The sequence below is a fragment of the Paenibacillus sp. FSL R5-0623 genome, from assembly GCF_037974265.1.
Lineage (GTDB): Bacteria > Bacillota > Bacilli > Paenibacillales > Paenibacillaceae > Paenibacillus.
Genome location: NZ_CP150233.1, coordinates 420,053 through 433,691, shown reverse-complemented (window position 1 = coordinate 433,691; position 13,639 = coordinate 420,053). Strand labels below are relative to the sequence as shown.

At 45.8% G+C, this 13,639-nt stretch carries 11 protein-coding genes; 5 read left to right on the top strand and 6 right to left on the bottom strand.

Going from position 1 to position 13,639, the window contains the following annotated elements:
• Positions 1–177: 177 nt before the first annotated feature.
• Positions 178–1,431, bottom strand: coding sequence for a transcriptional regulator (locus MKY92_RS02055; RefSeq protein ID WP_339298911.1), 1,254 nt, complete (start codon positions 1,429–1,431; stop codon positions 178–180).
• Between the two features lie 404 nt (positions 1,432–1,835).
• Here MKY92_RS02055 and MKY92_RS02050 point away from each other — a divergent pair, with 404 nt between their 5' ends.
• Positions 1,836–2,960 carry an LLM class flavin-dependent oxidoreductase gene (locus MKY92_RS02050; RefSeq protein ID WP_339298910.1) on the top strand — a complete coding sequence of 375 codons (1,125 nt, stop codon included), beginning with the start codon at positions 1,836–1,838 and terminating at the stop codon, positions 2,958–2,960.
• A gap of 109 nt (positions 2,961–3,069) precedes the next feature.
• Here MKY92_RS02050 and MKY92_RS02045 read toward each other — a convergent pair whose 3' ends face one another.
• Entirely contained in the window at positions 3,070–3,645 is a 576-nt protein-coding gene (locus MKY92_RS02045) for a TetR/AcrR family transcriptional regulator (RefSeq protein ID WP_339301647.1), read from the bottom strand.
• A 306-nt stretch (positions 3,646–3,951) separates the two neighbouring features.
• Between MKY92_RS02045 and MKY92_RS02040 the strand changes: the two genes are divergently transcribed.
• On the top strand, positions 3,952–5,163 hold the full coding sequence (locus MKY92_RS02040) for an MFS transporter (protein WP_339298909.1): 1,212 nt from the start codon (positions 3,952–3,954) through the stop codon (positions 5,161–5,163).
• A 111-nt stretch (positions 5,164–5,274) separates the two neighbouring features.
• Here MKY92_RS02040 and MKY92_RS02035 read toward each other — a convergent pair whose 3' ends face one another.
• Together MKY92_RS02035 and MKY92_RS02030 are read right to left on the bottom strand one after the other, a co-directional pair.
• Positions 5,275–5,685 carry a DUF2000 family protein gene (locus MKY92_RS02035; protein WP_339298908.1) on the bottom strand — a complete coding sequence of 137 codons (411 nt, stop codon included), beginning with the start codon at positions 5,683–5,685 and terminating at the stop codon, positions 5,275–5,277.
• Positions 5,682–6,245: a hypothetical protein gene (locus tag MKY92_RS02030; protein ID WP_339298907.1), complete on the bottom strand. Its 564-nt coding sequence runs from the start codon at positions 6,243–6,245 to the stop codon at positions 5,682–5,684. Before MKY92_RS02030 ends, MKY92_RS02035 begins: the two co-directional genes overlap by 4 nt.
• A 217-nt stretch (positions 6,246–6,462) precedes the next feature.
• On the opposite strand from MKY92_RS02030, the gene MKY92_RS02025 reads away from it, so the two are divergent.
• Together MKY92_RS02025 and MKY92_RS02020 are read left to right on the top strand one after the other, a co-directional pair.
• The gene (locus MKY92_RS02025) at positions 6,463–7,710 is read left to right on the top strand and encodes an ATP-grasp domain-containing protein (RefSeq protein WP_339298906.1); all 1,248 of its coding nucleotides are present in this window, start codon (positions 6,463–6,465) and stop codon (positions 7,708–7,710) included.
• Between the two features lie 67 nt (positions 7,711–7,777).
• Complete coding sequence (locus tag MKY92_RS02020; RefSeq protein ID WP_339298905.1) at positions 7,778–9,061, top strand: MFS transporter; 1,284 nt, start codon at positions 7,778–7,780, stop codon at positions 9,059–9,061.
• 158 nt (positions 9,062–9,219) lie between these two features.
• Here the strand turns inward: MKY92_RS02020 and MKY92_RS02015 are convergent, their stop codons facing one another.
• Positions 9,220–10,272 (bottom strand): alkene reductase, encoded by a 1,053-nt coding sequence (locus MKY92_RS02015; protein WP_339298904.1) that lies wholly within the window; start codon positions 10,270–10,272, stop codon positions 9,220–9,222.
• Positions 10,273–10,437: 165 nt separating this feature from the next.
• Here MKY92_RS02015 and MKY92_RS02010 point away from each other — a divergent pair, with 165 nt between their 5' ends.
• Positions 10,438–11,301: a LysR family transcriptional regulator gene (locus MKY92_RS02010; protein WP_339298903.1), complete on the top strand. Its 864-nt coding sequence runs from the start codon at positions 10,438–10,440 to the stop codon at positions 11,299–11,301.
• A 153-nt stretch (positions 11,302–11,454) separates the two neighbouring features.
• Here the strand turns inward: MKY92_RS02010 and MKY92_RS02005 are convergent, their stop codons facing one another.
• Positions 11,455–13,530, bottom strand: a complete 2,076-nt coding sequence (locus tag MKY92_RS02005) for a methyl-accepting chemotaxis protein (RefSeq protein ID WP_339298902.1) — start codon at positions 13,528–13,530, stop codon at positions 11,455–11,457.
• Positions 13,531–13,639: the final 109 nt, after the last annotated feature.

Sequence of the window (13,639 nt, the reverse complement as noted above, 5' to 3'; positions counted from 1 at the left end):
CATCGGTCAATCTATAAAAACACAAAAAGGCTTACTTCCGCATTCGGAAATAAACCGCTATTAATTAGTGTAGTTTAAGTTTTTGTATCTTACAACATTCCATCACCATGTGCTAGCAGACTATAGATTTGATCTTGTACTTTAATTAGTATAGTGGGAAAACAAACAATAATAGCACTAAACAAAAGTATAGCTATGATTTTTTTTGATTTCATAATAACTATAAGCCTCCTCCATTAGATTATAATAGATACCTTCTATTTCTTTAGATGCAAAAGACCTATACCTTTCAAAGAGAGCAACACATTGTATTATGTCATTAGAATTATTAATCTTGATGGCTGAACTCAAACAGGTGACAAGCTTGTGTATTCCTTCCATGTATCGTTCTCTTTTAAAATAATACATTGCCAACTCTAATAAGAGTTTTGAGTACAGATTGTTTTTCATTTGTTCATTGTATCCTTCTGATAAAGTTCTATCATTCAACATAGAATTAATGGAAATATCAAATTTAGAAATAACATAATCTATATCCAAGTCGTACTTATTTGCTGCTTCTATAATTTTAACAAGACCAGTAAGTGTCTCCTCTTCATTCTGCTCAATCCAAGCTATATATTCCGGGAGAACCTCTGTCTTTCCCATCATCAGTTTATACAATTGAGTATTAACCTCTGCCCATCTGTTGAACATATTGATATATATCATTTCTTCATCATCAGGATTGGGTATCTTAACCAAAGAAGCATAATTATTTGTATATTCCAGTGCATCGTTATACATCTCTCTCCACTCACATGCACTGCTTTTAAGCAAATTCGAATAAGCTCTGTATACAAATAAAGGGTACGCTGTAATCCTATTTTCTTTAATAACTTTTTTCTTAGTATACGATTGAATAATTTCCGCTTTATGTCCCAATTCATCTGCAAGCGCGAACAACTTGTCCCAATAGCGAAGTGCGGAGTACGTATTCGCCAAATCCTTTATCGCATCCAGCTGCCTCTCCTCATCCAACCGATTAATATAAGGCTCGAAGTGCACGGCGGCCCGTAGGTTATCATGTTGATTCTGACCAAGCGAGAGGGTGAAGATGCGATACTGGCACAGAGCCAGACGTTCCGAGTGTTGATATTTCTCACACTCCGCCACACATTCGTACAACATCCGTGCAGCCTTCGTCTGTCCACGTTCAAGCATGCCTTCCGCCATCTCAAACAACTCCGAGATATACGAGCGATCATCCGTCACTTCCTGGATAACCTTATGAATACATTCCAGCTTGTCCAATTCAGCACAGCGTTGCAGGAATGGTTCCAGTCTCCTCCAATGAGGTGCCGATTCCACGAAACATTCAGCCCCATAAATCTCGTAGAAATACCCCTCTTCCAGCTTCATGCCTTGGGTAATCAGATCCAGTTGCGCCATAGCGATGGGCCGAGTCCCCTTAATAATTGCGCTAAGCGTTCCAGCGTTAACTCCCGATATATCGGCAAAATACTGCAGGGTGTACCCCTGTTTCCTGATGTAGTCCTCAATATATGAGCGTATCGTAGTTGTAGGTTCCATGTATCCCACCTCCACAATGAAAATCCATAATTTTGAATTTATATGATAAGCACAATTTTAATCCTAAATTTTACAGCGGTCAATAAAAATCGTGGCAATTCCCTTCACATTTATGTAATGAAGCCTGGCTGCACCTGCTTATAGAAAAAATCCATTAGAAGAATCCGTGAGAACGTGATACATTTAATCCAACTTACATATCCTACTATTTCAATAGGATTATACAACACAAAATTATTAATTCAGTTCAAGGAGAAGGTCAGATGAAATTCGCCTTGTTTAGTCTCATGATGAATCTGCCTAATGCCGTGACCGGGGAGGCTCTGACGACTCAGCAGAAATTCCACAATATATTAGAGCAAGCGAAGCTGGCTGAACGACTGGGATTCGATGCCTATGGGATCGGTGAACGACACGGTGCGCCTTTTTTATCTTCCTCGCCACCTGTCGTATTAACCGCAATAGCCGCAGCAACCACACGCATTCGGTTACTAACCACCGTCACTGTTCTGAGTATACTTGATCCAGTCCGGGTTGCCGAGGATTATGCCACGTTGGATCAATTATCAGGCGGACGGCTGGAGATGATCATCGGGAAAGGCAATGACCCTCGGCACTATCCGCTGTTCGGCATCCGCGAAGAGGAACAATGGGACTCACTCGATGAACGCTATCATTTGCTAAGACGGCTGTGGTCTGAAGAGAATGTAACCTGGCAGGGAACGTATCGCCCTCCTCTTGAGGGAGTGACCACGTGGCCCAGGCCGCTTCAGCAATCCATCCCCATCTGGCATGGTAGCGCGTCGAGCACGGTCTCGACGGAACTCGCTGCAAAATATGGCGAGCCGCTCTTCACGTCGAATTCTTTTCACCCGCAAGCCAAATACAAAGCGTTAATTGATCATTATCGGGAGCGCCTCGATTATTATGGTCATGATCCGCAGCAAGCCGTGATTGGCTCTGGTGCCGGCAGTCTCTATCTTGCGGATACGGGTGAAAAAGCCATTCGTCGTTATAAGCCATATTATGAAGCGTTCCATGCCACCGCCGCCGCACAGCATAACCAGTCGCCCTTCACCGATCTGGAGGATAACATTGCACGAGGTCCTGTGTTGATCGGCAGTCCGGAGCAGGTCATTGAGAAAATTCTGGACTATCATGCCGCTTACGGACATCAGGTGCTGAGTATCAGCGTAGATGGACTGACGCATAGCGAGCAGTTGGAGCAAGTGGAGCGTTTTGCCAAGGAAGTCGCCCCTGTATTACGCCGCGAACTGCCCAGTTCGGTATGGAATGAACCCCCGCTCTTGAACCAGTCTCTTCCCACTTCCACATCGCATTCTCCTGATTCATGGCCCCCAGCCATCTCACCGATCTTCCAGGTGTAGTTCTCAATTCTCCACACATTCTCCATTCATCCACAAGCCTTTTGCACCCACACCCAGGGCGATACTTGCGAATCGCCCTCTCCCTCCCCCAAGATGTCCTTCTCTATGATCAAGATTTAATACCTTCAAACAAGGAAACCAACGAACGCTTCACGAATTCAGTATCTAACGGTTCGCCAGTTACCAACATACGATAGAACATCGCTCCATAGACGAGGTCTATGCACAGTCCGATGTCACAATCCTTTTTCAACTCTCTCCGTTCTACACCTTTTTCAAAAATTCCCCACGCTTCACGTCGACGAGGTTGGATGTATCTGGTTCGGTATTCTTCTGCTAGACCTGGATCAGACTGACCCTCTCCAACAATTTGTGAGATCACTTTTCCTTCCCGGCTGATCAAAAAATCAACCAGATTGCTCGCATGAATGCGCACATCCTCAAATACTGATCCTGTATCCGGTACAGGCAATCTTGCCGTTGCCGCAGACATGTACCCATCCATAATGACAGCTCCTTTATTGGGCCACCATTTATATATCGTTGCTTTACTCACCTTAGCACGTTCAGCAATTTTTTCGATCGTAACCGCTCCGAAGCCGTGTTCCAATAATAATTCATAGGAAGCTGCAAGAATTGCATTCTGGGTTTCCACATTACGGGGACGCCCTCTTTTGGCTGTCATCATAAGCCCTCCTTGGTGTAACAAATGCATCTCTAATTCATAAAAACTGTACGTTCATTATACTAAAATACCGATACATTAAACAATTTCGTTCTTACCTTACTTCGACATACAAAAAATTCCTATCGCCTATTTACAATACTAAACGTTTAGTTTATTATATGACTGTAATTAGTAAACGAAGCGTTTAGTAATTAGTGAATCCATAAAAGTACCGCAAAGGTTTGGACGCCTGATCGGTCATGGTTTGAGTGGAACCATTAGGTCACTAAGGATCATTAACATAAAAATTGGAGGATGATAATCATGCATTTGCAAAACGATGTGAAGACAACCCCGGTTCCAAGTTGGTTGATTTTACTTTTGGCCGCGGCATGCGGGCTACTTGCGGCAAACTTGTACTATGCTCAGACGGTTATAGGACCGATCAGCATGACAACAGGGCTTTCCTCTGCTGCTGCCGGACTGATTGTGACGTTAACACAGATCGGTTACGTGATTGGCCTGCTGTTCATCGTACCGCTCAGTGACATTCTGGAGAATAAGCGGCTGATCACTTTTTTCCTCATTATTCTGGTCGTTGCATTGATTGCCGCCGCCTTCTCTCCCAATGCCATATTATTTCTGGCTGCCTCCCTCTTCATCGGTATTGGTTCCGTCGTTGCACAGATTCTGGTTCCCTACGCCACCTACCTCACTTCGGAGGAGCAACGCGGACGGGTGGTCGGTAATGTGATGAGTGGCCTGCTGCTGGGCATTATGCTGGCTCGCCCTGTCGCAAGTTTTATTACGAGTCTGCTCAGCTGGCAAGCGGTCTTTGTCTTCTCCGCAATCATTATCGTATTGTTAACCTTGCTCCTGTCACGCGCACTTCCTGCACGTCAGCCCCAACCGGCGATGAAGTATGGACAATTAATCCTGTCATTGGGTTCCCTGTTAAAAACATTTCCCATGCTCCGCCGCCGAGCCCTCTATCAGGCCAGCCTGTTTGGCGCCTTCAGCTTGTTCTGGACTACAGTTCCCATGCAGCTCGCCAATGAGTATGGCATGTCCCAGCAAGGAATTGCATGGTTTGCATTGGCTGGCGTCGGAGGCGCCGTTGCAGCACCGATTGCCGGAAGATGGGCGGATAAAGGCTTTACCCGCATATTAACCGGACTCGCCATGGTTATCGCGGCTGGTTCTTTTGGGCTCGCCTATCTGTTCCAGGGTCACTCTACCGCTACCCTTGTACTTCTTGTGATCGTTGCCATCACGCTCGACATGGCGGTCTCGGGAAATCTGGTGCTGGGTCAACGCATCATCTATTCGTTAGGAAGTGAAGCGAGAGGACGTGTGAATGGTATATTCATGTCGATCTTTTTTGTCGGCGGTGCGATTGGTTCATCTCTTGGAAGCTGGTCTTATGCTAACGGAGGTTGGAGTCTCACAACGCTGATTGGCCTGATCATGCCGCTGCTCGCTTTGGTGTATTACTTTACGGAAAAGAAAGCTGCCGTTGTCAGCAAACATCTATAAGTGCGTGTTCAAAAAGGTCGGTTTTCAGTACCTTAAACAACCTCTATAACGATTCTTTCATATGTAAAGAAGGGCAGAGTGATCTCTAAGATCAGCTTCTGCCCTTTTCCCTTATTTCATGACACTGAATTTTTTGGTCGCTGCCCTAACTTGATCATCCTCGCCCCATACAATGACACCTACCACTTTGGTAGCTTCCAATTCCATCGAAGCAATCTCAACTGCATATTGTTCAAAGGCATTGTTGAGCGACTGGCCTGTCTGTGAAAAAACAATATGACTCAGTCCATCGCTGCCATCTGAGCAGGACTTGACCAGATTGATCAGCTGATTCTCCCCAGCCTTCAGAATGACAGTGCTATATCGGATGCCCGCATGCTGAACGCCGCTATGATCCAGCACAGGTTGATCAGAATATAACCCCGGCTCATTCAGGGCTGCTTGTCCCATTAACAGGGCAGCCACATTGGCGGCGGCGCCAGGTTCCAAATTTTTATCCAGTATAATAGCAATTCTTTTCATATGACTGTATTCACCCTCTGTGTATTTTGTGTAAAACATACCCATGGCATATTGATTCCCTCGCGCAATACTTTGTAGGTCACAAGCCCGTAATGATCAGCGCATAGCTGATTCGTGAGCGCAATGGACTTCTCCGTGTTGTGCATGACCTTCCTGCAAGCTTCAGGGTTGGACGATACGGTGCTGTTCTCTCTATAGGTTGTATCAAGTTCAGATAACAAGTATGTGGTTGCTGGATGATGATAGATAATATCGATCTGATCGGGACATACCGCATGGAAGCCGGATAGAACCAGCGCAGGAATTTTCTCCACAAAGCTCTCAGACACCGCTAGTTCAGAATCCATGATGAAGCTGTTGAGCTTGGGATACGCCCCGGGGACCAGCAAGCAGGATATGATCCCTGATCTCAAGTCTTCCGCAGCCGCTTCAAATTCAGGGTATGGCTTGATACGTTCCGAGTTGTCTAATTTCTTCGCGATATGCATGCTGCAAGTCAGGAATCCTTCATCGTCTCCCAGCGTTCCCAGTATGGCATATTTCTCTTTAACGATCTCCATTTATTTCTATTTCCTCCTTTTTATTTCTAATCCGCTAAAGATCGTATACCAAAAAATTCCTATTGTCAATTAACACTTTAACGCAACATAAATATGTATTTTGGTTCATATTTTTAACCAAAAGGTGTATTCAAAATGGAAAATATTGAGCTATAATGTTATGAAATGAATTTTTACTATTTTTAGTATTTTGTTGAAAGGGGATTTACGAGAACGTATGAAAACAATTGTATACATATCTGATTTCAGGCTACCTACTGGTCTAAACTTCGTTAAACCTTTGCAGAAATTGGCGGATCACAAGAAAATTCTGATTATTGAACGGCATAATTTGCATCATGATGAGGTCCTCAGGGACTTCTTTGATGAAATTAGATATGTCGATCATCTGGAGTCCGTAGATGCCATCCGGGAGCATATGATCGAGATTCGTGAAACCCATTCCATCACAGCTTTGTTAACGCCGGGTGAGAATGCGATTGAGATCGGTGGTCAGCTCCGTTCCGAGTTCGGGATCCCCGGTATGCAGCGCAATCAGGCTGAGGCTGTTCGCAACAAATGGATCATGAAACAAATGCTGCATCAACGCGGAATTCGGACATCCGAGATTGCCATTGCTCTACATGAACAGGACTATATTCGTTTCACTGCTGTACACGGCTTCCCGATTATTGTGAAGCCACTCAGCGGATATGGAAGTATCAATACGTTCAAATTATCCAGCATGGATGAACTGGCACATTATCTACACCATACACGACAAGCACAGCAAAAGGATTTGCTGGAGGAATTCATCCACGGTACGGAGTTTCATTGTGATTCCATTGTGTCCAAGGGCAAGGTTGTATTTGCATCCGTTTCCCAATACCTGTATAACTGCCTGGATATTGCAACGAAGCAGAAACCTCCGGCCAGTATTACGTTCCCTGAAGGCACGGAAGCTGATTTTATCCATCACATCAAAGAACTCAATGAACGGGTCATTGCTGCCTTGGGTATCAATCAATCCGTAACACATGCGGAACTTTTTCTGACTCCGGAAGGAGAAGTGGTGTTTGGAGAAATTGGTGCAAGAATCGGGGGATCGCATGTCATGCCTCCTTGTATCAAGAACACCCATGGCGTTGATTTCTTCGAAGCCGTCACTGATCTGGAAGTTGGAATATATGAATTTAAGCAACAGGAGACGCGCCATAAATTCACAGGCATGATCTGCTTCCCTTCACGCGCAGGGGTAATTCAACACATATCCGGGATAGAGGATTATGCGGATATCCCTGGCATCGTTGAGTTCAATGTATCCTATCAAGTGGGACAGCGCGCAAGGGACGTAAACGATACCATGACCCGATCAGGATTTGCCATCGTGGAGGGTGATTCGTTTGAAGGATTGCGCCAAACCCTGCTGGATATGTATGATCGCTTCAAGATTGAAGTGACGGTTGCTGAAACTGAAACTGTATAAGATGTACGGATGATCCTCACCGTTTTTGGTCTGGGAGTGACGGTTATCTTGGGGAGGGCTGGAATTATTGTCGTTATTCAAAACCTACGCGGGTCTGAGCCGCGATATCTATTATCTCTGTTTAGCCAGAACGATTAACAGCACGGGAGATTTTGTATTCTCCCTGATTACCTTGGTGCTTACGTTACAGATGGGCATGAATGTGGTCAGTGCAGGGATCTTTGTGTCCATGGCAGCCCTGATTAGCGGACCCGGTGTACTTCTTGGCGGCTATTTAAGCGATCTTATGGGCAAAAAAACAATTATTGTCATTGGGCAACTGTTGTCTGCCATCATGATTATAAGCTGCTCTTTTTGGTCAGGCACCATTACCGTTGGTTATCTTCTGATTGCAGTTATGTTTTTCATCAGTATTACCCGGCCTGCTTATAATGCACTGATTATTCAACTGTGTACGGAGGAGAAAGAACGAAAGTCCGCCTTTTCCCTCATGTATCTGGGGGCCAATCTGGGTATAGCCATCGGACCACTGGTCGCCGGTTTTTTTATCAAGGATCACGTCAACATTGTCTTTATAAGTATCGGTACGGTGTTTCTGATATCTACCTTTATCATCATCAACCAGGTTAAGATCGGCACACGCAAGGAATTGGCATCAACAAACAGCGAACATGCTGGACAACAAGAACAACAACGATCGAGCCAACCACCTTCGCCGTTATTCAGACTACTGCTGAAAAACCCACTCGTTGCCTTTTTCATCGTTGTGTCATTTCTTAACTATTTTATCTATATGCAATACTCATTTAGTCTCCCACTCCAGATGAATCACTCATTTGGCGAGAACGGGGCAGCCTATTACGGCTCTGTCATGACCATCAATGCCATTAGCGTCATTATTCTTACCACCGTGATCCTGTCCGCTACACGCAAATTAACTGCCCTAAACTCCATAGCTACAGGCGCACTCTTCTATGGAATCGGATTTGGATCCTTGAACCTGCTCGGAACCTTCCCCCATTTTTCCATCGTCGCCTTATCCACGGTGCTGTGGACCATTGGAGAGATTCTCGTGCAGACCAATATCAATCTGTATATTGCTTCGCGTGTACCCGATACACATCAGGGGCGGTTTAATGGCTTGCTGTTATTCGTAGGTTGCCTGGGTTACACACTTAGTCCATATTTGACAGGCATTTTCATCAAAAGCATGGACATGGAAAGTGTATGGATCATTATTCTGGCTGTCAGTCTGGTCTATGCGTTGTGCATGATTATTCTCTGGTATATCGAAAAAAGCTCAACTAGAAAAAGCGAAACAGAACCATTTGATTTCTCAAAGAGCATCTAAACTTCGGGTCTACATCGTCCGCGTGGCTATAGCACGCAAGATAGATTACCCAGAACTTTCAGTACGGAAAATACATGACTTTGCATACATTCCTTTTCATAAGTAAACAAAGGGCAGAGCGATCCTCAGGATCGGCTTCTGCCCTTTTTTCTTTATGTTCACACCAAAGCAGGCAAATGTGCATTCGCATTATACTCAATCCATTGCTGACCCGCATGCAATTTCTGTACCAGATCTGGATTGGCGATAAACGGTCTGCCGAACGCAGCCAAATCTATGCTTCCCTTCCCAATCGCCTGCTCTGCGGTCTGAGCATCCAAATCCCCCACACCAATGATGATTCCATCCCACCGACTACGAATCCGCTCGTGAAAGGACTGCTCCCCTTCCCATACTTTCGCATAATGGTCTGTTGAGGGATGCAAGATCGTAATTCCCGTCTCGCGGAACAAGTTCAGATATGCATCGATCATTCCAGCTTTGTCTGCCCATGCATAGGATGCATCATCGTCCTTTTTCTCGGAGAATCGTACCGATATGCGATCCACACGGATCTCTTTTTTCACAGCCACAATAATATCCCGCAGGAACCGCAATCTGCCCGCAGTGTCTCCCCCGTATTCATCTGTTCTATGGTTGGTCTTCTCATTGATAAACTGGTCGATCAGATACCCATGCGCAGCATGCAGCTCGATCCCGTCGAACCCTGCCAGAACCGCATTGCGGGCTGCCGTCTGAAAATGCTGAATCGTATCCTCTATGTCCTGTGCACTCATCGCTTGAGGAACCTGATACGGCTTATGCAGCTTATGCACTCTTCCCTCTGCCGCAAGGCTGGAAGGTGCCAGTGGAACGGTTCCGATCAGATCGGAGTGGGACAACCTGCCAACATGCCACAGTTGAGCAATAATGGTGCCGCCATGTCTGTGAACAGCATCTGTGACCCTTTTCCAAGAAGCCGTCTGTTCATCTGTATATAAGCCGGGGATGCCATACGTGCCTTTGCCTGCCAGATTCGGGTTGATGCCCTCGGTAATGATCAGTCCCACGCCATCCCGCGCACGCTGCTCATAATATGCCACCATCTCATCCGTCACGGTCCCCTTCTGATCATCAGCAAATCCCCGGGTCAACGGCGCCATCACCATTCGGTTCCTTAATTGCCACTGTTGAATCGTTACCGGGCTTAATAGTGTTGAATGTGTATTCATGTTATCCATGTCATATCCCTACTCTCTTTGTCATTAAGGATATTGTACGGCGGCTTCGATATATCGTAAAATGATTGAAATATATAGTTGTATCTCTCAGAGAGATACCTAACATCAACATCTGCGGAAGCAATATAAGTTAATCCACGTTCAGGAGGATACAGCATGGAACTTTCCGATATCGATATTGTTCTCGCGGTAGCACGTTCAGGCAAAATCTCACAGGCCGCCAAAGAACTGAATTACGCTCAATCCAATGTCACTACACGCATCAAAAAACTGGAGCAGGAATATCAAATCCAGTTGTTCAACCGATTTCCCAAAGGTGTTGTACTGACCTCCAAAGGAGAACAGTTCGTCCAGTACGCCACACAGATTCACAACCTTTTACATGATCTGAAGCAGGATATGACCGATCCCGGGGAGCCTTCCGGCACGCTAAAAATCGGCATTGTGGAAACGGCGGCATCCAGCCGCTTTATGGAGATTCTGAATGAATATCAAATAACCTACCCAAAGGTGTCCATCTCACTTGTTAACGCCACTTCACCCAAAGTACTGCGCAAGAAAATACAGGACGATGAGATTGATGGTGCTTTTATCAGCGGGGCTTGTGTGAAGGAGGGGCTGAAGGTGGAATATGAGATGCAGGACACGGTTCATATCATCTCCAAGCGCATGGATACACCACCCGAAAGCCTGTGCCAAGTATCATGGGTTGTTTTCCCCGAGGGCTGCCCGTATCGTGAAATGACCGAAGAATTTTTGCAGGAAGAGGGGTTGTCCGCTCGCAATATCATTGAAGTGAGTACGATGGAAAACCTGCTCAGCTGTGTGGAATCTGGCATTGCTTTTACCATTATGCCGTGCAGCGTTATTCACAAGAAACCGGATGAATTCTCCGTACTTGATCTCGCAGATCGTTATACTCATACTACAACAACCTTTGTCCGCGGTGAGGATCGTTATGTCAGCAGTGCGCTGGATCAATTCATGAAGCTGCTGAACCAGAAATGCATTACATTTTGATAAAGGTAACTTAGTACCCCTCTTTCAACCGCTGATCTTCTTGATCACTAAATGGACTAGAGCACATTGATCGAGACCCTAAAAAAACAAAGCAAAAGGCACTCATACAGAGTGCCTTTTGCCTTCCTTCCCTCTAAACCTATTCAACTAACCTTACTCCACCTTGAATCGCGCAGCCGATTCGGCCAGTTTTTGCGTCAATTGATCGATCGTATCGACCATGTTCGCCAATTGTTGTACCGTTGAAGACTGCTCCATCATGGTTGCCGTTACCTCTTCAACCGAAGCAGATACCTGCTCCCCTGAAGCGGACAAACTGTGGGCTGACTCCAGTACGTCATCCTTGTTCTGCAACATCTCTTGCATTTGTCCTGCCATCGTGGCAATTTGTCGATTGATAACCGTTACCTTCTCCAGAATCACATCGAACGCTTGACGAGTCTGCAAGACAAGCTCATCCTGTCTGGAGGAGATGGTATGAATCTCTGCAACACTTTGGTTGTTCTCGGCTACATCGGCCAGATTCTGCTCAATGATGCTGGAGATTTCCTTGGACTGGCGGGAACTCTGCTCTGCCAGATTACGAATCTCTTCGGCTACAACTGCAAATCCTCTGCCATGTTCTCCAGCCCGGGATGCTTCGATGGAAGCATTCAATGCAAGCAGATTGGTCTGCTTGGCAATCTGGCTGATGGCTTCTGTGATCTGACTAATACTGCCCGAACTCGTTTGAAGTTTGACTGTGATCTCCGAGATTTTCTCGACTTCCCGTTCGTTCACCTCATTAATACGCATCAATTCATTGACGACTTCATTCCCGTTGTGGAACACAGATTCGATCTCATCTGCTCTCGCCTTCACATCCTGGGCACTGCTGTTCATGGCAGCCACTTTATCGCCGAAGCTGTTGAATTTGCCTGCAATCTGTTCGGTATCTTCCGATTGGGCCTCCATCGCCTTCGCGATCCCCATGGACGTCGCGGATGTCTCATCAATGGATCTTGCTGTCTGTCTGGATGTTTCCTCCAGCTCCTGAGTGCTGGCTTGAAGAACATGGATCGAACTATTCATATCGGTAATCAGGTTTCGGTTCTGCTCCACCATGCCATTGAAGCTCTCCGCCAGATCCTTGAATTCACTGTTATATCTACCATTGGCCTTGACGGTCAGATTCCCTTGAGCAAGCTGTTGGAACAGCCCGATCAGACGAACAATAGGTCTCGTAATACTACGAGAGATCAATAGTCCTACGCCAATAGCCAGAGCAATTCCGATCAATGTCACGATAACCACTTGGCGCTGCATATCCTCTAATGGACGTTTGATATCATCATAATCGTCAATAATCACCACGGAGAGATCTGCGTCAGGAATCTGATTAACACGGTAGTAGATATCATCTCGATCCATCGAAGTGATTTTCACTTCGTCCGTTGCCTTGACATTTATAAGTTCCATAGCTTCCTTGTCTTCCGCAAGTGTCTGTCCCACAACCGAAGGGTCCAGTGAGTCGAACATGATGATGCCGCTCCGGCTCAGCACTTCAACTCTGCCTTGGGCATTGATTTTAATGTCTCCCAGTTGCCCCAGGAAAAAGCTGCTATCCACCGACATGGCGAACACCCCCAGTATATTCCCCTGTTCATCGGTGATAGGCTCCGAGAATACAATAATGAGCTTCTTGCCAGTCTTAGAGACAACCGCGTCACTGATAAAGGATTTCCCCTGTATGGACTCCTTAAAATATTCCCGATCTCCCCGTGACTGCCCAATGACTTCCGGCATGGTTCCCGCCACCATCGTTCCTTCCTTGTCAAACACGAACAAGTCCGGCTTGGTGCCTACCGTGTCGGATATACTGTCGGTGAGAATCGTATTTGCTCTGTTGAAATATGGATTCTCATCCGTAAAAAAAGTTTCGTCTGTCATTTCGTTTGTATCACGCAACTGCAAGAGTTCTTTGAACGTGTTATGTACAGATATCGCATGACTCATCTGTTGCTGAAGCTGCATCGCTGTCCAAAGCCCTTCCCCAAGGCGGTCAGCCATCACATTCATTTCATCCTTGCTTTTCTTGACCACAACATCAGATGAAATCATATAACTTGTGGTCGTTGCACCGAGCAGAACCAAAACAACCAATACACTGATCATGATTGGCAGCTTGATCTTAAGTGACATATTTTTGATCTTATACCCTATCCCTTGCTTTTCCCCCGTTTTTCCCATTCCCACTTCTCCCCGCTTCCCTGAACCATCTCCATCTAAATGATGTAAATACATTATCGGAAAAATCCATAGTGAAATTGATCGTTTAGGCAGATATTGCCACTGTTTT

Bases quoted from the DNA above. Each gene is read 5' to 3' on its own strand.
- MKY92_RS02015 (WP_339298904.1), bottom strand. From the start codon at position 10,272: ATGAATACACATTCAACACTATTAAGCCCGGTAACGATTCAACAGTGG.
- MKY92_RS02025 (WP_339298906.1), top strand. From the start codon at position 6,463: ATGAAAACAATTGTATACATATCTGATTTCAGGCTACCTACTGGTCTA.
- MKY92_RS02035 (WP_339298908.1), bottom strand. From the start codon at position 5,685: ATGAAAAGAATTGCTATTATACTGGATAAAAATTTGGAACCTGGCGCC.
- MKY92_RS02040 (WP_339298909.1), top strand. From the start codon at position 3,952: ATGCATTTGCAAAACGATGTGAAGACAACCCCGGTTCCAAGTTGGTTG.
- MKY92_RS02010 (WP_339298903.1), top strand. From the start codon at position 10,438: ATGGAACTTTCCGATATCGATATTGTTCTCGCGGTAGCACGTTCAGGC.
- MKY92_RS02030 (WP_339298907.1), bottom strand. From the start codon at position 6,245: ATGGAGATCGTTAAAGAGAAATATGCCATACTGGGAACGCTGGGAGAC.
- MKY92_RS02055 (WP_339298911.1), bottom strand. From the start codon at position 1,431: ATGGCGCAACTGGATCTGATTACCCAAGGCATGAAGCTGGAAGAGGGG.
- MKY92_RS02045 (WP_339301647.1), bottom strand. From the start codon at position 3,645: ATGACAGCCAAAAGAGGGCGTCCCCGTAATGTGGAAACCCAGAATGCA.
- MKY92_RS02050 (WP_339298910.1), top strand. From the start codon at position 1,836: ATGAAATTCGCCTTGTTTAGTCTCATGATGAATCTGCCTAATGCCGTG.
- MKY92_RS02005 (WP_339298902.1), bottom strand. From the start codon at position 13,530: ATGGGAAAAACGGGGGAAAAGCAAGGGATAGGGTATAAGATCAAAAAT.